Source organism: Saccharothrix sp. BKS2 (genome assembly GCF_047689505.1).
In the GTDB taxonomy this organism is placed as follows: Bacteria; Actinomycetota; Actinomycetes; order Mycobacteriales; family Pseudonocardiaceae; genus Actinosynnema; species Actinosynnema lopnurensis.
Window position 1 is genome coordinate 54182 of sequence record NZ_JAUQOL010000003.1, and the last position, 18070, is coordinate 72251.

Genomic DNA, 18070 nt, shown 5'->3' on the forward strand with positions numbered 1-18070 from the left:
CGGCGTCGGCCGCCGCTCGTCCCGCTAGAGCGCCGCGGTGCGGGTGCTGCGGGTGTTGGTGACGGTCACCGTGGCGACGTCGGGGCGGTAGCGGTCGTCAGACCACTCGATCGGCGTGCCATTCGAGTCGGTGGTCAGCCGCCGCTCGCGCAGCAGCGGCGCGCCCTCGGGCACGTCCAACAGGCGGGCGTCGAGGTCGTCGGCGGCGACGGCGTCGAAGGTGTGCCGGGCCGAGTGCAGGTCCACCCCGCGCTCGATGAGCAGCGCGTAGATCGACCCGGCGTCGAGGTCGGCGTCCAGCAGCGGACGGCCGACCGCCTCGACATAGGTCATCCGCTCCAGCATCGCCGGGCGGCCGTCGAGCAGCCGCAACCGCAGTAGCTGCACAACCCTCTCGTCGGGGTCGATGCCCAGGGCCGCCGCGACCGCGGGTTCCGGGCGGCGCAGCGCGATCTCCTGCAACCGCTGCCCCGGTTCGTGACCGGTGATCTCGGCGCGGCGGGTGAAGGACAGGAACGACTCGAACGGCTGCGCCGGCACGGCGTCGAGCACCACCGCGCGCTTGCCCTGCCCACCGCCGATCAGCCCTTCCTCCCGCAACGCGGCCAGCGCCTGCCGGACCGGACCGCGCGAGGCGGAGAACTCCTCGCACAACCTCGCCTCGGACGGCAACGGGTCGCCCACGGCGAGCACACCACCGCGGATGCGCTGCCGCAGTTCCGCGGCGATGACCCGGTGCAGGGGAGTCGTCATACCTTGACTCTACAAGTCGACGATCGCGGCGAACCCTTCTCGTCGTAGGCGTGAACAAGCGATGACTTGTCAATACAGGAGCTTGTTCGGAGACGGGACCGAGGCCCATGGTTCCCCATCGAGGAGGACACATGGACCACGAAGGAATCCACCGCAGGTCGTTTCTGGTCGGGGGCGTCGCTGCCGCGTTGACCGCGACCGCCACCACCGCGCAGGCGCAGACGTCCCCGACAGCGGCGGTGCTGGAGTTCACCGACCAGTGGACGAAGGCCACCGGCCTGGCGGAACTGCTGCGCCGCGCGGGCTTCACGACCGTGCCGCTGGACACCACCAAACCCGCCACGGCCCAGGGCGTGGACCTGATCGCGTTCGGCAGCTTCACCAACAACGACTCCCGCTACCTCGGCTACACCGCCACCCACGCGGCCTCGCTGCGCGAGTTCGCGGCGACTGGCCGGGTCGTGCTGGACCTGGCCCAGTCCGACCAGTACGGGGCCGTCGTGCCCTACCTGCCCGAAGGGCTGCTCGCGGTGCGCACCGACGCCGACCACGACACGGTCTTCCCGACCGCCGCCGACCACCCCCTGGTCGCGGGGCTGCGACTGTCCGAGGGTCGACTGTTCACCGGCCGCGCCACCGCGATCCGGGTCAGCTGGGAGACCGTCCGCTCCTGGCGGTCGATGCGGGTGCTCATGGCGTGCGCGGCGACCGGCGCGCCGCCGTGCCTGCTGGAGGCCGCGCACGGGACCGGCCGGTTCCTGGTGGGCAGCCTGACCGTGGACAAGTGCTTCGACGCCACCGGAACGGCCGTGCAGCCCGCGGCGGCCGTGGCGGACAGCGTCGCGTTCTTCACCAACCTCGCCGGGTACGTGCGCCGGGTCCGGGCGGGCACCGCGCCCGCCGTCGTGCCCACCCCGATGCCCGCCGAGGCGGCGGTCGGCCCGCTGGTCGGCCACGTCGACGAGACCGGCGTCCGCCTCTGGGCGCGCCCCGGCCTGGACCCGACCGCGTTCCCGACCTGGGTGTGCACCGTGCGCGCCGGGACCACGACCAGGACCGTGACCACGACCCTCTCCCCTGCCAACGACAACACGCTGCTGGCGACCGTGACGGGACTGCGCGCGGCGACGCGCTACGACTACTCGATCGCCCCGCAGGGCGGCGCGCCGGGATTCGCGCCGTTGACCGGGTCGTTCACCACGGCTCCGGCGGCGGGCGCGCCCGCGGTCGTCACGATGGGCCTGGGCTCGTGCGCACCGTCCACGCCGAACACGGTGTGGACGCGGATCGTCGACGAGGGCTGCGACAGCTTCGTCATGCTCGGCGACACCCCCTACGTCGACTCCACCGACCTCGCCGTCGCGCGCACCAAGCACCGGCAGTTCCTGGCACAGCCCGAGCTGGCCCGGCTGGTGCGTTCGATGCCGGTCTGGGGCACGTGGGACGACCACGACTTCGGCGGCAACGACTACCACGGCGACTACGGCGCCAAGGCGAACAACCGGACCGCGTTCGTGGACTACCGGGCCAACGCCACCTTCGGCCACGACGCGAACGGCGCCCAGCTCACCACCCGCGGCGCCGGCCAGGGCGTCTACACCTCGTTCCGCCGCGGTCCGGTGGAGGTGTTCCTGCTCGACCCGCGCTGGTTCAGCCGCACCGAGCCCAGCTGGGCCGACCCGACCAAACCGACCTGCCTGGGCCGAACGCAGTGGGACTGGCTGCGCGACCGGCTGCGCCGCAGCACCGCCACCTTCAAAGCCCTGGCCACCGGCATGATCTGGGACGACAAGGGCAACGCCGAAAAGGACGACTGGGAGACCTACGCCCACGAGAAGAACGCGATCCTGGACCTCATCGCCGCCGAGCGCATCCCCGGCTGCTTCCTGATCGGCGGCGACATCCACGTGTCCCGGGCGCTGAACTACGGGCCGCGCGTGGGCTACGACCTGTGGCAGTACATCGTCAGCCCGCTGCACAACAGCACCATCCCGAGCCTGAACACCCCGCACCCCGCCCTCGTGCACAGCGCCGTCGAACCGCACGTGTTCCTCAAGCTCGTCGCCGACACCACCGCCTCCCCCGCCACGCTGACCGCCACCTGGATCAACCGGGAGGGCCGCCGGCTGTTCGAGGTCCGCCGCACGGCCACCGACCTCGGCCACCCAGCCTGATCGACACAGCCTGATCGACCCCTCCCCGCCCCACCGAGTCCGACCAGCGGGTCTACGCCGGGTGAACAGCCGATGACTTGTCAATACAAGTGTTGACCAGCCCGGCGTGGACTTGCGACCGTTCCTCCCGGGCCCGCCGCCGCGGCAGTCCCTCCCACTCCACGCCCCCACCGGAGCGCACCGTGTCCGTCCGTCGTTTCGCCCTCGCGGGTGGCCTCGCCGCCGCCCTCGTCCTCACCGCCTGCGGCGGTTCCGCCGACGAAGCCCAGTCCGCCACCTGCCCGAACGGCACGATCCGCTTCGGCGTCGAGCCGTTCGAGGACCCGGCCCGCCTCACGCCGGCCGCGAAGGTCCTCGCCGACGCGCTGTCGAAGGCCCTGGACTGCCCGGTGGACCTGACCGTCACCGAGGACTACTCCGCCGAAGTCCTGGCCATGCAGAACGGCAAGCTCGACATCGGCATCTTCGGCCCGCTGGGCTACGTGTTCGCCAGCAAGCGCGCAGGCGCCGAGGCCGTCGCGTCGTTCGGCGAGTCCGACGGAACGCTCTCCAGCTACACCGCGGGCATCTGGGTGCCCGCCGGCTCCGACATCACCACGATCGAGCAGCTGCGCGGCCGGTCGCTGGCACTGGGCTCGGTCGGCTCCACCTCCGGCGACGCACTGCCCCGCAAGGCTCTCCGGGACGCGGGCATGGCCGACTCCGACGTCAAGCTCACCTACGCGGGCGGCCACCCCGAAGCGCTGCTGGCGCTGGTCAACGGTGCGGTCGATGCTGCCGAGATCAACTCCCAGCAGCTCGGCAGCGCCACCGCCGCCGGCACGTTCGACCAGTCGAAGTTCAAGCAGGTGTGGACCTCCGACCCGATCCCGAACGACCCGATCACCGTGCGCGGCGAGCTGCCGCAGAAGTTCAAGAGCGCGGTGAAGGACGCCCTGCTGAAGCTGCCGCCGGACGCCGTAGCCGAGATCGGCAAGCTGCTCGACGTGGACCCGCCCGGCCCGCTGGTCGCCGTCGACAAGTCCACCTACCAGCCGCTGTTCGACCTGGCCGAGACCATGGGCCTGACCGAGGAGGACGTCTGATGCTGGAGCTGTCCGGCATCGCCGTCCGCTACGGCGACCGCCCGGTGCTGCACGGCGTGGACGTCACCGTGGCCCGGGGCGAACTGCTGGCCGTGCTCGGCGCCAACGGCTCCGGCAAGTCCACCCTGCTGCGCGCCGCCGCCGACCTGGTGCCGGTGACGGCGGGCCGCGTGACCGTCGACGGCCGGCCCCGCGACCGGCTCGACCTCGCGCTGGTGTTCCAGCGCATCCACCTCGTGCGGCGGCGCAGCGTGCTGGACAACGTCTGCGCCGGGGCACTCGGCCGCCTGTCGCTGCGCTCGTCGCTGCTCGGGTTCCCGCGCGAGGTGCGCGAGGAGGCCATGGCCTGCCTGGACCGGGTCGGCCTGGCCGACCGCGCCCACGACCGCGCCGGCAGCCTGTCCGGCGGCCAGCAGCAACGCGTGGCCGTGGCGCGGGCCCTGTGCCAGCGCCCGCGCGTGGTGCTGGCCGACGAACCGGTGTCCGCGCTGGACCCCGCCGCCTCCGAGCAGGTCCTCGCCCTGCTGGCGGAGCTGGCCCACGTCGAGGGCCTGGCCGTGCTCGCCGTGCTGCACCAGCCCGCCCTCGCCGCCCGGCACGCCGACCGCGTGGTCGGCCTGCGCGACGGCCGCGTCGTGCTCGACGGACGGCCCGATCAGTCCGTCGACTTCCTCTACCAGGCCCTGGAGCCCGTGTCGTGACCACTGTGGACGGTTTTCGCCGCATGCCCGTGCCACCGAAACCCCGCCGCCCCAAGGCGGCGCTGATCGGCTGGATCGTGGCCGCGGTCGTGGTGGCCGCACACGCCGTCGCGTGGGAGACCACCGACATCTCCTTCGGCGCGCTCGCCGACGGCTGGCGCGGCATGGCCGACTTCCTCTCCGAGGCCGTGCCGCCCGACCTGTCCTGGGACGTGCTCGGCCCCAGTCTCGACGGCGCCCTGGTCACCCTGTGGATCGGGCTGCTGGGCACCACACTGTCGATCCCGTTCTCCCTGCTGCTGGCGCTGCTCGCGGCACGGGGCACCGCCCCGGCGGTCTGGGTCTACCAGGCCGCGCGCGCCGTGCTGTCGTTCCTGCGCGCGGTGCCGGACGTGGTGTTCGCGCTCATCTTCGTCACCGCCGTCGGCCTCGGCCCGTTCCCCGGCGTGCTCGCCCTGGTGTGCCACAACGTCGGCGTGATGGGCAAGCTGTGGGCGGAATCCTTGGAGGACGCCGACCCAGGCCCGTCACAGGCGTTGCGGTCGGCGGGCGCGAACCGCGTCCAGGTCGCCGCACACGCCCTGCTGCCCTCGGTGTCGCCGCAACTGGCGGGCCTGCTGATGTACCGCTTCGACGTCAACGTCCGTTCGTCGCTCGTGCTCGGCCTCGTCGGCGCGGGCGGCATCGGCTTCCTGATCAACCAGTCCATCAAGCTGTTCAAGTTCGACGAGATGCTGACCCACATCCTCGTGGTCGTCGTGCTCATCGTCGCGGTCGACCGGCTCTCCGCCGTCGTCCGCCACCGGCTGTCCGAAGGGGACCACCCATGATCGCGCTCGCCGCGCTGGACATCGCAGGCACGACGGTGGACGAGGGCGGCGCGGTCTACCGCGTGCTCACCTCCGTCGTGACCGACCACGGCGTCCCCGACGTCGACGTCCGCCCCTGGATGGGAGCCGACAAGAGAGAAGCCCTCGCCGCTCTCACCGGCGACCCCGACGCGGTGGAAGACCTGCACGCCGAGTTCGTCGCACGCCTGCGCGCCGCCTACGCCGAGATCCCGCCCGTCCCGCTGCCCGGCGTGCCGGAAGCGCTGGCCTCGATGCACAGCGCCGGTGTGCGGGTCGTACTCACCACGGGCTTCGACCGGACGATCACCGACCCGCTGCTGGACGCGGTGGGCTGGCGGGTCGGTGAGCACCTCGACGCCGTCGTGTGCGCCTCGGAGGTCGGCGGCGGCAGGCCCCGACCCGACATGATCCACCGGGCGATGGAGCTGACCGGCGTCACCGACCCCGCGCACGTCCTGGCCGCCGGCGACACCGCACTCGACGTCCGGGCCGGACTCGCCGCCCGCGCCGGAATCGTCGCGGGCGTCCTCACCGGGGCTCAGACGCGGGCGGAGCTGGAAGCCGAGCACCCCACCCACGTGCTGGGCGGTGTGCGGGACATCCCGTCGTTGCTCGCCGGGCGGTAGTCGTCACCCTCCGGTGCGGGCCCCGGTTCCATCATGCGGACGCGAGTGGCCGTGCCCATACTCGTCCTTCGGGAGCAGCCTGGAGGTGGTGGTATGAGCAGTACCGAAACGACGGGACTACCGGAACTACCACGTCGTGAGCCGTACCGGACGTGGTGGGGGTCGTTGATCGTGGTCGCGGTCATCGTGCTGCTGGTCGGCGCGTTGGTGGTCGTGGACGACAACACCTCCGGGGCCGAGGTGATCGAGCCGGGGACGACGATCGAGGTCGGGGAGGGCGTGACCTTCGTGCCGGCCGACGGGTGGTCGCTCATCCGCGAGGGCACGACGCCGGGCAGCAGATCACAGGTGGCCGGTGACGGCGCGACGTTCGCCGTGGCCGTGAGCGAGTGGAAGGGCACGACCGCCGAGGAGGTCGAGCGCACCAGGCGGAGCATCACCGCCGACGGCTCGATCCGGCTGACCGGCGACGGGTCGTCCTTCCACACCGACGGCGGCCTGACCGGGGTGGCGCTGGCCTACGTAGGCCCGCACCTGCAAGGCCGGGCGTGGGTCGTAGTGGACGAGCAGTCCGACCTGTCTGTGCTCGCCTACGGCCCCAGCGCGGTGGAGACCTACCAGCGGACCGCCGGCCAGGTCGACGAGATGCTCGACAGCATCCGGATGACGGGAGCCCGACCGTGACGCAGGTCAAGCACGCCAAGGCCGCCCCCGACCTCCTGGCCCCCGTGGGCGTCGACAGCTTCTTCCAGCCGCGGCGCGTGGCGTTCTGGGTGATGGTGTTCTTCATCGCCAACGGCCTGTTCTTCGAGGCCACCCAACTGCTCACCGCCTACCGCATCGTGCCCGTCGCAGTGCTGTCCGGAGTCGTGGTGTGGACGCTCTACACCATTCCCGTGCTGCTGTTCCTCCGGTCGCTGGACCTGTTCGAGCAACATCCACCGCTGGGCTACGTGCTGGCCTTCGCCTGGGGCGGCTTCGCCGCGACCTACCTCGCCGTTTCCGCCAACGCCGCCGTCTTCTCGCTGGCCGCGAAGCTGGGCGGTCCGCAGTACGCCGCCGACTGGGGAGCAGCCCTGGCCGGACCCAGCGTCGAGGAAACCCTGAAGATCCTCGGCGTGATCCTGCTGGTGCTCGTCGCCCGCAACCAGTTCCCGACCCTGCTGTCCGTGGTGGCCGTCGGCGCGATGGTCGGTCTGGGCTTCCAGGTCCTGGAAGACCTGTCGTACTCCATCAACGCCGCCATCGCGTTCCCGAGCGACGACGAGGTGCTGCCCGTCGCCTTCGTGCTCGGCGTCCGCGGCATCGTCAGCGGTATTTGGAGCCACGCGATGTTCACCTCCGTCTCCGCGTTCGGCGTCGGGTACTTCCTAACCCGGCGGCACAAGCCGTTCGCCCAGCGCCTGGCGGTGGCGGTGGCGGCGTTCGCGGTGGCGTGGACGTTGCACTTCTTCTGGAACTCGCCGTTCCTCACCGACCTCGGCTTCTTCCCCTCGGTGCTGATCAAAGCCGTTCCGGTGGCCGTCGTCGGCTACCTGATCTGGCGGCTCGCGGGCAAGGAGGAAGGCACCTACCTGACGGTGCTCGCCGAGCACTTCGTCGCCGACGACCTCATCACCCCGGCCGAACGCGCCGACCTGCCCTCCCTGCGACGCCGCCGCCACGCCCGCACACAGCTGAAGAAGGCCAAAGGCCGCAAGGCCGCGAAGGCGCTGCACGAACTGCAACGCGAACAGGTGCGCCTGGTCATGTACCACGGCCGCTACGGGGCGGGAACCAAACTCGCCGACCACGAGTACGCCGTGCGTCGCGCCCGCGCCCGGCTCGACGCCCTGATCGGCGGACAGCGGGTGCAGGCACAGCAGGCGTGACGTGATGTGCTGGCGGCGGGTTACGGGACTGAACCGAGGCCGGCGTGTGGCCCGCGCTGCACGAGGCGCTGTTGGATCAGCTGCGCGTTGGGCCGGTTGGAGGTGGACACGGCGGTGGTGGACGCCTCGCATATGCGTGTGCTAAAGGGGGCGGCGACGGGCCCCTCGCCCGTCGATCGGGGTCGGCCGGGTTCGAACCATCACCTGATCACCAAAGGTGGAGAGACTTCACCTTGACGCCGCGCACCTACTCGCACGCACCCGCGCGTGGCCCTGGGCACGACCACAGAAACTCGAGCAACCGTCACAGCATGCCCGTCACGCCGCTCCCAGCCGCCGCCCCTCCGACCCGCTCGACGTCGCCCCGTCGCGACTCCTCTGGCGGTCGGCGAGTGGATATTGCGTCGAAAGTGTCCGCTTGCCTTCACTTCAGGCTGCTGACCAGCAGGTTCACCACCAGGCGGCAGGCAACCGCACACTTTCGGTTCAATAACTGACTGCAACACGGTCAACAACGCCGGAAGTCCGGGCCGCCCCCGAAACAAGACCTACAGCCTCATGCATCCACACCCGAACCCCACACCTCTCGAACAACACCAACTCCTCGAACTCGGCGACGGTGCCGAACGCCCGCTCGAAGTCACCGACCACCACAGCGTCGAAGCCACGGTCCGACTCACCGGACACCGCGAGCAACGCCGAGGCCCGCGGACGAACGGCCCACGAGGCGCGTGACGTCACCTCGACATCGAAGAAACCCGCCACGATCACGCCCTGCCCCGCGATCGTGTGCTCGGCCATCTCACGCTGCCACGCCTTCGACACCTCGGACCCTTCCGGATCCGACCCGTCGACGCACCCGTAGAACGCGAAACGCACCCCGTGAGCGACTTCCCCCGACCTCGCCCGCTCCCCTCCGCCGGACACACCGGCCATTCACAAGCCCAACGCACCTTGGCCATCAACGGTCGACGCGATCATCACAACCCCTCCGATACATGTCGCAGTTCCTCTATATTTCCTCGGCGCCTTCGACCGAACGTCACGCCCGCGTATCAGGATCATCCGGCTTCCAATGTAATGATCACCGACGCCAATCCTCTTATGATCACTTCGCTGTAAGCACTCAAGCAGTGGCGCACCACCACCGTCCCCGACCCCGCCGCGACCGTTCCGACGGACCTGATCCGCCGCGACTTCTCCTGCGCCGCGACGGATATCGATACCCGGTGGTGCGGCAACATCACCTACATCCACACCTGGGAAGGCTGGCTCTACCTGGCCACCGTAATCGACATCGCCTCATTGTAGGCGTTGTCTTGGACCCACAGCCCATTCAGTCGGTAAGCACATCCCGATTGCACAAGATCGCCATGGCCCGCCTTCTGTCGACATTCGGTGACGGAGGGGTGGCGGGTGGTCAAGCTGGTGGTCCGAAGACCAGCCCGTCCTGAGACCGGTTCGTCGGTCGCAGCGACTCAAAGACGAGCGACACCAGCCGTGCAACGAACATACGTTCGATGGCCCCCTCACTCGTTCAGGCTAGTTCTGAAACGAATCGCCAAGGCAGTGCGATGTCGGCTCAGTCGAGTCATGAACTCACCTGAACGGGGACTCGTGCATCGGGACTGTCGCTGTCAGTGTGCTCGCGAAAGGCGGAGGCTGGTGGGGGATCGTTGACGACTGGAGTGCGCAGGGCCAGCAGGTGGCAGAGCGCGATGCGGTTGCTGCTGTTGATTGCGGCTGCCGGACAGCCGCCGACATCGTCCGACGGGAACCTTCCGGACAGCGCCGTCTCAGTGGTGCGTACGCAGGTCAAGTTGCAGAAATTGGACTTCTGGGTTCGTTACCCCGATTACTTGGCCAACGAGCTACTGACGGAGTTCGAGAAATCACCTGACGAGCCACACCTGCTGACTCTCGCGGCGGGCATCCTCGATTCGGACGAGCCGGATCTGCGCAGGCTGCCGATGCTGCGCCATCGGTTCGGCGCGTTCGAACCTCTCGACGACGCCCTCGCTCCTCTGGTCGAGAAGGGCTTGATCCGCAAGACACAGGTCGTGAACGGTGACCGTGTGAGTGAACACCGGTACTGGCTGACGCGACGCGGCCGGGAGGTAGTCGACGGCATTCTGGACGAGGCGCCGGTGTTGTCCTGGTACGTCGAGCGTACCCGTCTGGTCGTGGCGCTGGCAGAAGGCTCGGGCGGCACGCAACTTAAGGATCGGCAGTACCTGGTGCGCGACTACGCCGAGACTCCTACCGGCACCTACCTCCCGTCCATCGCCGAGCAGGCGCGGGACCGTCTGGCCGGGTTGAAAGCCCGGCACGCCCACGCTGACGCGGCCCTCGCCGTCGCTCCCGTTGAGCAGGAAGCATGATGATCGATTCTTCGCGTACCGATTCCGTGCCCAGCGCCGGTGAAATCCTGGAACGTGCCGCCGCCGAGGTGAGCCTGTCCGCCCAGCAGGTCGAGCGCGCGTTGGCCGAGGTCAACGTGGTGCTGAAGACACCGGCCGTCGCCGACCGACGAATCCGCGTGCTGCAACTGACCGCGGAGGGTGCAAAGAAGTCCGGCGAGGCGATCCGGGTGCGGCAGCGCTTCGGCCCGGGGGTGTGGGCGATCGTCCACCCCGCCAACAGCGCCGGCAAGACCAGCATGCTGGAATTTCTCGTCCTGCCACTGCGTGGCGCGGCCCGTGACCTGCCCAAGGACGTGCGGTCGTGGATCCGTCACCTGCGGCTGGACGCCGTGCTGGCGGGCAGGCCGGTGCGGATCGCGATCGATGCGTCCTCCGGCTGGGAACGCACCATCAGGGCGACGATCCGTTCGGCCGATACCGAGCAGGAGCTGGTCGACGCCGAGGACGGGCATTTGCGACTGCTTGCCGAAGCGGTCGGCTTGGGTGAGATCGAGCGCGTCATCGGCGAATTCATGCTCGACACGCTACGCATGGAGCACACCCAGGTATGGCAGACCGGCGGCGGCGCCGATGGCGAAGGCGCACCACAGCTGCACGGCTGGACCGCCTACTTCGGCGCCTGCTACCTCAATCCCGGAGGAGACAAGCAACTGCTCGGTGACGTGCCCGCAGCTAGTCTGCCGGGACGGTTGCTGGAGCTGTTCGTCGACCTGCCCTACAGCACGGCCATGGCCGAGCTAGCGGTGGCCGACAAACGGGAGAAGAAGTCCGAGGCCCAGTTCAAGCGACGAGCCGACGCCGACGCGCAGGCACGCACACAGCAACGCACAGACTGGCAGAAGGAACTCGACGAGACCCTGAAGGCCATCACCGATCTGCGTTCCCGGGAAGCGATCGACGTCTCGGCCCTGCTTCGTGACGTCGACGACACGGCGGAGGCGCTGCGACAGGCCAGGGAGTCGTTCGAACGTACGGATCAAGCGCTTCGTGACGCTCGGGACGCCCGGATCCGCGCGGAGCAGGCCAAGCTCGATGCCACCGAGACCTGGCACGCCCGGCGCGTGTTGGGCCGCCTGGATCCCACCTGCTGTCCGCGGTGCGAGGAACCGCTCACCGCGGACCGGCGCAGCCAGGAACGTGACGACGCGGCATGTGCGGTCTGTACCCGCCCCCTGCCCGAGGTCGACCCCGAGGTCGCCGAGGCCCTGCTGAACCAACTCGACGAGAACGTCACCAACGCCACCCAGGCCGAAACCGACCTCCTGCCCGGCCACCAAAAGGCCGTACGAGGAGCCGAGCAAGCCGATACCGCGTACGAGGCGGCACGACGGCATCTGCGGGAAACCCTGACCGCCGGGCATCCACTGACCCGACTGCACCAGCTGGAACTCACCGCTGCGGGTCTGCGAGGCAAGCTCAGCGCGACCGCACCCGCGCAGACGGCACCCGCCCTGGGTGGCTCCACCATCGGTGCGGTTCTCGCCGCCGTCCACGGTGAAGTACGGGCCGTGGTCGACCAGGCCGCCAAGCAGATCCTGCCCGAGATGGACACCGAGATCGTCACGCTGTGCGAGCGCTTCGGCGTGCAGAACCTGGACTCCGTGCGGCTCACCCGCGCAGGACAGGTCAACGCTGTGAAGGACGGCGAGAAGACCGCGTTCAAGGACCTCTCCCGAGGGGACCGACTTCGCATGCGCATCGCCACCGTGATCGCGCTGCTGCGCATCGGCGCCGACCGCGGCATCACCTCCCACCCGGGACTTCTACTGATCGACTCCATCGCCGCCGAAGAACTCAACGCCGAGTCCGCACGCAGTCTGATCACGGAATTGCAGGCCATCACGTCCGAACTGCCGCAACTCCAGGTCGTCTTCACCACCGCGCATCCGGAGTTCGTCAGCGGCCTGCTCCCGGAGGAGCACATCATCACCAGTACCGACGATCACCTGTTCTAATGCACCAGACGGCAGACACGATCCGGGAGGAGGGACGGTGGTCACCGGGACCGAGCAGGCGTTGCAGTCGTGGGCCAGCATGGCGACCGACGAACAACTGGCCACCGGCCCCACCCTGGACGACCTCCGCGGGGTCGACGCGGTTCTGGCAGACGCACACGTCGTATGCCGCGGTCCTCAACTGCCGTACCTGATGCAAGCCGCCGCTTCCGGCCTGGCGAACCTCGACACAGCACACCATGACGCACTACTCGCGGCCCTGCGCGGTGGCATACGGGAACCCGACAGTGGCTGGGTGCTCAACGACGCTATCGACGTGCTGTGCGAGCACCCCGCACTCCTGGACCGCTTGGCGGCCACCACCGCACGGACGCTCTATGACCATGCCGACGCAGCTCTGCGAGCCGAAGGAACCGCCACGCTGGCGCACCCTGCCCTGCTCGGTCTGCTGCGGCTCGCGGTAGCCGAACGCACCACACAACACCGGTTGCTGACCCTGCTCACCGAGATCACCGGCGACGAACCCGCCGATGCCCTCGACCGGCTACCACTGCTGATCGGCTTGGCCCACGACCACTTCGGCGGCAACGACCTGCCCGAGGTGCTCGTCCGGCTCGCCGACAATCCGAGGCTGTCCACACCGACCCGAGCCGACGCCACATTCGAACTCGCTCTGGCAGATCTACACCTCGCACTCGCCGAACACGACCCGTCGATCACCGAAGACCACCTGCGCCGCGCGCTCCTGCGTCTGCACACCACCGACCAAGGCCAGGAGAACCGCCACGACGCCCGCCTCTACACCGCCGCCATCGATGCCGTCCTGGTGTTCAGCGAGTTCCACAAGGGAAACGAACCCGAGACCGCACGAGGACGTCTCAGTGCCCTGACCGACCGCCTTGAAACCGACCTCACCGCTCTGTACGCCTGGAACTCCGGTCACCACGACCTCCCGTGGCTTGCTGCCCGCGGTCAAACCCTCGGAGCATGGGCACGCCTGGTCACCACGCTGCGCACGGCTGCGACACGCCTGACCGAACCCAGCTGGTACGACGCGGCCTCCGCGCTCAATCAACTGCTCGACGTCTACCTGGCCGACCGCGCCATCCGGAGTCACCCCACGCACGACGACGGACTCGGCACTCTGATCTTCCCCGCGATCGAATCGGCCTTCCTGCGCCACTCCGGGTTGCTGCACCATCTCGACCAGGCACTCGTCCACGACCCGCAGTTCATCGATCATCCCGATGCCATCGCACTTCGCGACGCCATCCGTGCCAGGCAGGCCACAGTAGCCCAGGAGGGCGAGGTGATGCCGGGAAAAGCACTCGAATACCGCCCCGCCCTCGCGGGGCTACTCGCTGACGGCAAGCACCTCCTACACGACGACCTCGATCCCGATCTCCTCGACAGCATCGAAACGCTCCTGCAACACCGCCAACACGGGTTCGCCGCGACCGGTAACGTCCGCTTCGACGACCTCCTCGCCGGCCTCCTCGCCCGCCTGGCTCAGAGCCCTCAATGGCGGCCACCGTTCTCCACCGAGTTCACCACCCTGCTCGAACAGGTCCTGCGCTTCCTCCACAGCCGCTTCGACGCGCAAGCCGACCTCTACGGCGCCCGCACCGCCTACCTCGGCCCCCGCCCACCCGACGACGACGGCAAGCCCCAAACCTGGCCCGAGAAAGCCATCCAGGACGACCTTCACGATCACCTGGCAGGCCAGTTGACTCCCGACACCGTCCAACGCGAGATCATCGACGTCGCCGGCGGCCGAACCGACATCACCTACACCCCCCGACCCGGCAACCGCTTCGTCATCGAAACCAAACGCCGCGAACCCAAAGCCACGAAAGAGGCCATCGAACGCTCGTACCTCGCCCAGGCGACCAACTACACCGCAACCGGTCCGCCCTTCGGCATCCTCATCGTCGCCGACCACGGCCCTCACACCGCCGGGTACGCCAGCCTCGACGACAGCGTCTGGATTACCTCCGTGGCTCGCAGCGCCACCGAGACACCACGCCTCATCGTCATCGGTGTACTCCCAATCGGACGCCCAACCCCAAGCGACCTCCGCATGCCCCGATGAATCCTCGGACTGTCATCACAATCGTCGCTGTCGGGAGCCTTGCCCGACCGACAGCGACGAACCGGGCCCGATGATCCGGCCATCACCCCCTCCGAGGAAGGGCGCGCCCTGACGTCCGCTGGCGCAACGCACGAGCCCGCCCCAAGACCGGCTTCGCCACCGACTCACCCATCCTCACCTGGACCGGTTATCCAACCGAGGTTGCGTGACGCAGCACTAGCCACCGCGACCACTAGTCGAAACTAGACAGGAGTGACGATGACGAAGCGTGACGAATCGGGCAAGGCAGATTCAGGGGCAGGTCGAGACGCTGCGCTTGGAGCGCTCGCCGCGTTGGCGAGTGTCGCGCTTGGTGCGAACCCCGTCGGGGCGACGCTGGTGGGTGGCAGCGCACCAGTGCTCAAGTATCTGAAACAGGTGTGGACCCGAGCAGGAGAGCGTCGCGGGGACCGCGCGGCGCGGTCGCTCGAACACGCCGCCGACCTCTTGGACGTCGGTCTCGACATCTTGGTGGAGCGGGCAGTTGGTCATGACGCCCGCCTCGAATTGCTCGCCCAAGTCTTGGAGGCAGCAGCGAGGACTTCGATGGAGGACAAGATCCAGGCCCTCGGCCAGATCCTCGCCGATGGCCTGCGCAGCGACAGCCACCTTGACGAAGCGAGGTTGCTGGCCTCGATGGTGAACGACCTGGAAGTACCGCACGTCGTTGTGCTGAAACTGATCGCAGAGCAACCGGTGCCTCCGGAATCGATGTGGTCCAACCCTGGCGGGCACCGAGGCTGGGAAGGGACCCATCTGGCACTGGCGCTACCTGACTACGTGAGTTTCCTTGACGGGGTGCTAGCCGCGCTCGTTCGCCACGGCGCTTTGCGCACTTTGGGCGACGGAACCTGGGACGGCGTGGCGAACATCGACGCGCACGGCATCACGACACTGGGAAACCGCTGCTTGCAGCTCTTCGGCCACGAACCAACCGAAGGTCCAAACGCTCCCGACGGACCAGCCGAATCCGCGAAATAGGGCCGGACAATACGCGCGACCACCGTCCGGACCTACCTTTCGAACCGAAGCTCAGCACGGTGCACTTCCAATTCAAGCCGGACAAGACATACATCCCGCACAAGCTCCGACCGGCCGAGCACGCCACTGCAGCCGCCGTGATCGACTGGGTCGGCGCCCAGAGGATCGTGTTGGCGCTGTCCGCAGCACATGCGACCGCAATCGGCTCGGCGCGTCCGCAGTACCAGGCGACCCTGGTGCCGCTCGTGCTTGACCTGTGTCGGGCTGGCAGATGCTCGATCCGCTGCGCGTGCGCGTTGACGAGTTGTTGGCCCTGTTCGGCGCGCGCCGCCACGGGAGTTCCTCACCCCGCGGTCGGGTGCGCCAGCGGTGTTCAACCCTCGACCCGGGAACACAGTTCGCTGACTACGCCGATTCGACCGAACGGTTCGCGCAGCGACTCCCCCAGCGGAGTGAGAGTGCTCAACGCCGAACGATGAGGTCGGCGACCAGCTCGCCACCGACTCGATCTCGATATAGACGGGCTCGAACTCCGGCGTCTAAGTGCCCCTCGGTACCCTCTCGAACTCTGCGGAAGTAGCCACTCTCGTCGGCACGCACGACCGCCTCACCTGACCGGCCGACTACGACCTGCAGCCCACCCGGTCGTGGACCCGACGATCGGGTACCTGCAGTCACTGCTGTTCCCGAGGATGAACCCGCACCCCGGCCGTCCCGTCATCGACCACTTCTGGCACTTGGCGACGCTGACCAGGCAGGCTTGACGCTCATCCTGGGCGACGACCCGTTGAACTCGTCGTCGGTGGCGGGCCCCTCGGCGGACGGTACGCGCTCCGGCACCTCCCGAAATGCGACAGGCTCTTGCGCCCGAGACCCAGTAGTAGCCCAGAGGCAGCGTGGTGTCGGGAGCGCATGGATTCCTGGCGCTGCCCATCTCCTCCCGCGGCGGGTGGGGGTCTATCCCATGAGCGGCTCTGGCGCACTTCCGGTGGTGTCATCCGAGGAGGATGCGGTGGCGGAGAAGGGCAAAGCTGGCTCGTCCGTACATCTGGCGTTTGAGCAGCTTCGTCTTGGTGTTCACACCTTCGGTGCGTCCGTTGTGGTGGTCGAGGGTGATCGCGGCGGTGACGGCGTCGGTGTCCTGGTCGATGCCCCGGGCGAAGGAGTGCATGTGCGGTAGGTCCGCCTCGCGTGCGGCGGTGGTCCACGCCGTCAACCGGGCGGGATTGTCCTTGTGGGGTACGAGCAGGGTGGCGAAGGAACGCACAACGCTTGCCAGCGCGGTCATCTCCGGGCAGGCCGAGGTCAGGGCGTCGAGTCGTTCCCGTTGCCGTTCGGTGAGATTCCCGGGGCGGGTCAGGAGCAGTCGGGCGGCCCGACGTGACGACAGGTGTGGATGGTCGTCGAGGTGCCGTCCCTGGTTGAGGTAGCGCACGAGGAGGTTCTGGCTGCCGTTGTAGCCCAGGGCGCGGATTTCGCCCAGCAGCGTGGTGGCCCCCACGCCGGGTTCCTGTTCGCGACGGGTGCGGAGGTGGTCCCGGTACGGGTCGACCATGCAGGCCCGGTACTTCGGCACCCGCTGGATGCGCTCGGGTGTGGCCGCGCGGGCGTATCGCTTGACCGTGTTCATCGCCAGGCCCAGGCGGCGCGAGCAGTCCAGCAGCCCGACCCCGGCCTCGCGCAGGGCATGGATCTGCCGCCACCGATCGAGGGTCGTCTCGGCGAGCTTTCCCTGGCGCAGTCCCGTGGCCGAGGCCCAGCACGCACTGTGGGCCGCGACCTCCCTGCCCGCGGCGTCGCACAGGCCGTGCCACAGATGCCACCGGTCGGCGACCTGCACCGCGTGCGGCAGCGCGTCCCGTACGGCCTGCGCATAGGCGGTGGAGCCGTCCCGGCACACCACCTCGACCCCCGGATGCTCCCGCAGCCACCCTGCCACCACGTCGGCACCGCGTCCGGGCAGCACGTCGATCCGAGCGCCGGTGTCGGCGTCGATCACCACGGTGGCGTAGTCATGACATCTTCGCAGGGCGAAATCGTCGATCCCCAGCACCCGCGGCACCGCGCGATCCGGTAACGGGATGCCCAGCAGGACCCGCACCGCGGTGTCCCGCCCGACCGCGATCCCCAGCGACGGTAACAATCGAGCGGAGGCCCTGCCCGCCAGCTCGCGCACGACACCGCGAACCTGCTTACCCAGTCGCGCGGTGCGTCGTTGGTACCGCTCGATCAAGCCCGGTACCTGCTCACGGAACGTTCGGCGCGCACATTCCGTGACAGGGCAACGCATCCGGCGCATCCGCACCCTGACCAGCACCCGGCGTCCGTCGACCGGAACATCCGCGAGGACCCGCTCGTGGAAAGCGTGGACCCTGCCCGTCGGAGTGCCACAAGCGGGACACACCACCTCATCGCCCCTGGTCGACGCCCGCACCACGATCACATCACCCGCGTCCTCGACACCCTCGACCGACAGCGCCGAAAGCCCCGAGAACACCGTGCCGACCAGCTTCGCCACT

At 68.9% G+C, this 18070-nt stretch carries 14 protein-coding genes and 1 pseudogene; 12 read left to right on the forward strand and 3 right to left on the reverse strand.

Annotated features, from left to right (window positions below; all coding sequences use genetic code 11):
• Nucleotides 1–24: 24 nt before the first annotated feature.
• A complete protein-coding gene (locus Q5530_RS06095; protein ID WP_415361213.1) occupies nucleotides 25–753 on the reverse strand; it encodes a GntR family transcriptional regulator in 729 nt (242 codons plus the stop codon).
• Between the two features lie 131 nt (nucleotides 754–884).
• Between Q5530_RS06095 and Q5530_RS06100 the strand changes: the two genes are divergently transcribed.
• The 8 genes and pseudogenes from Q5530_RS06100 to Q5530_RS06135 form a co-directional block, all read left to right on the forward strand.
• The gene (locus Q5530_RS06100) at nucleotides 885–2927 is read left to right on the forward strand and encodes an alkaline phosphatase D family protein (protein ID WP_415361214.1); all 2043 of its coding nucleotides are present in this window, start codon (nucleotides 885–887) and stop codon (nucleotides 2925–2927) included.
• 182 nt (nucleotides 2928–3109) lie between these two features.
• Nucleotides 3110–4012, forward strand: a complete 903-nt coding sequence (locus tag Q5530_RS06105) for a phosphate/phosphite/phosphonate ABC transporter substrate-binding protein (RefSeq protein WP_415361215.1) — start codon at nucleotides 3110–3112, stop codon at nucleotides 4010–4012.
• Nucleotides 4012–4713: a phosphonate ABC transporter ATP-binding protein gene (locus Q5530_RS06110; protein WP_415361216.1), complete on the forward strand. Its 702-nt coding sequence runs from the start codon at nucleotides 4012–4014 to the stop codon at nucleotides 4711–4713. Before Q5530_RS06105 ends, Q5530_RS06110 begins: the two co-directional genes overlap by 1 nt.
• A gap of 23 nt (nucleotides 4714–4736) precedes the next feature.
• Nucleotides 4737–5543 carry a phosphonate ABC transporter, permease protein PhnE gene (gene phnE, locus Q5530_RS06115; protein WP_415361217.1) on the forward strand — a complete coding sequence of 269 codons (807 nt, stop codon included), beginning with the start codon at nucleotides 4737–4739 and terminating at the stop codon, nucleotides 5541–5543.
• Complete coding sequence (locus Q5530_RS06120) at nucleotides 5540–6190, forward strand: phosphonatase-like hydrolase (protein WP_415361218.1); 651 nt, start codon at nucleotides 5540–5542, stop codon at nucleotides 6188–6190. Before phnE ends, Q5530_RS06120 begins: the two co-directional genes overlap by 4 nt.
• A 93-nt stretch (nucleotides 6191–6283) precedes the next feature.
• Complete coding sequence (locus tag Q5530_RS06125; RefSeq protein ID WP_415361219.1) at nucleotides 6284–6874, forward strand: hypothetical protein; 591 nt, start codon at nucleotides 6284–6286, stop codon at nucleotides 6872–6874.
• Nucleotides 6871–8061 (forward strand): PrsW family intramembrane metalloprotease, encoded by a 1191-nt coding sequence (locus tag Q5530_RS06130; protein ID WP_415361220.1) that lies wholly within the window; start codon nucleotides 6871–6873, stop codon nucleotides 8059–8061. Before Q5530_RS06125 ends, Q5530_RS06130 begins: the two co-directional genes overlap by 4 nt.
• Nucleotide 8062: 1 nt before the next feature.
• Nucleotides 8063–8271: pseudogene (locus Q5530_RS06135) on the forward strand (IS5/IS1182 family transposase); the annotation flags it as partial.
• Between the two features lie 276 nt (nucleotides 8272–8547).
• Here Q5530_RS06135 and Q5530_RS06140 read toward each other — a convergent pair.
• Nucleotides 8548–8940: a hypothetical protein gene (locus Q5530_RS06140; protein WP_415361221.1), complete on the reverse strand. Its 393-nt coding sequence runs from the start codon at nucleotides 8938–8940 to the stop codon at nucleotides 8548–8550.
• 839 nt (nucleotides 8941–9779) lie between these two features.
• On the opposite strand from Q5530_RS06140, the gene Q5530_RS06145 reads away from it, so the two are divergent.
• The 4 genes from Q5530_RS06145 (at nucleotide 9780) to Q5530_RS06160 (ending at nucleotide 15551) form a co-directional block, all read left to right on the forward strand.
• Nucleotides 9780–10442: a hypothetical protein gene (locus Q5530_RS06145; protein WP_415361222.1), complete on the forward strand. Its 663-nt coding sequence runs from the start codon at nucleotides 9780–9782 to the stop codon at nucleotides 10440–10442.
• Entirely contained in the window at nucleotides 10439–12439 is a 2001-nt protein-coding gene (locus Q5530_RS06150; RefSeq protein WP_415361223.1) for a hypothetical protein, read from the forward strand. The genes Q5530_RS06145 and Q5530_RS06150 overlap by 4 nt, the downstream gene beginning before the upstream one ends.
• Before the next feature lie 37 nt (nucleotides 12440–12476).
• Complete coding sequence (locus tag Q5530_RS06155; RefSeq protein ID WP_415361224.1) at nucleotides 12477–14531, forward strand: hypothetical protein; 2055 nt, start codon at nucleotides 12477–12479, stop codon at nucleotides 14529–14531.
• Nucleotides 14532–14789: 258 nt separating this feature from the next.
• Complete coding sequence (locus tag Q5530_RS06160) at nucleotides 14790–15551, forward strand: hypothetical protein (protein ID WP_415361225.1); 762 nt, start codon at nucleotides 14790–14792, stop codon at nucleotides 15549–15551.
• Between the two features lie 994 nt (nucleotides 15552–16545).
• Here the strand turns inward: Q5530_RS06160 and Q5530_RS06165 are convergent.
• Complete coding sequence (locus Q5530_RS06165) at nucleotides 16546–18048, reverse strand: ISL3 family transposase (RefSeq protein ID WP_415361680.1); 1503 nt, start codon at nucleotides 18046–18048, stop codon at nucleotides 16546–16548.
• Nucleotides 18049–18070 lie beyond the last annotated feature (22 nt).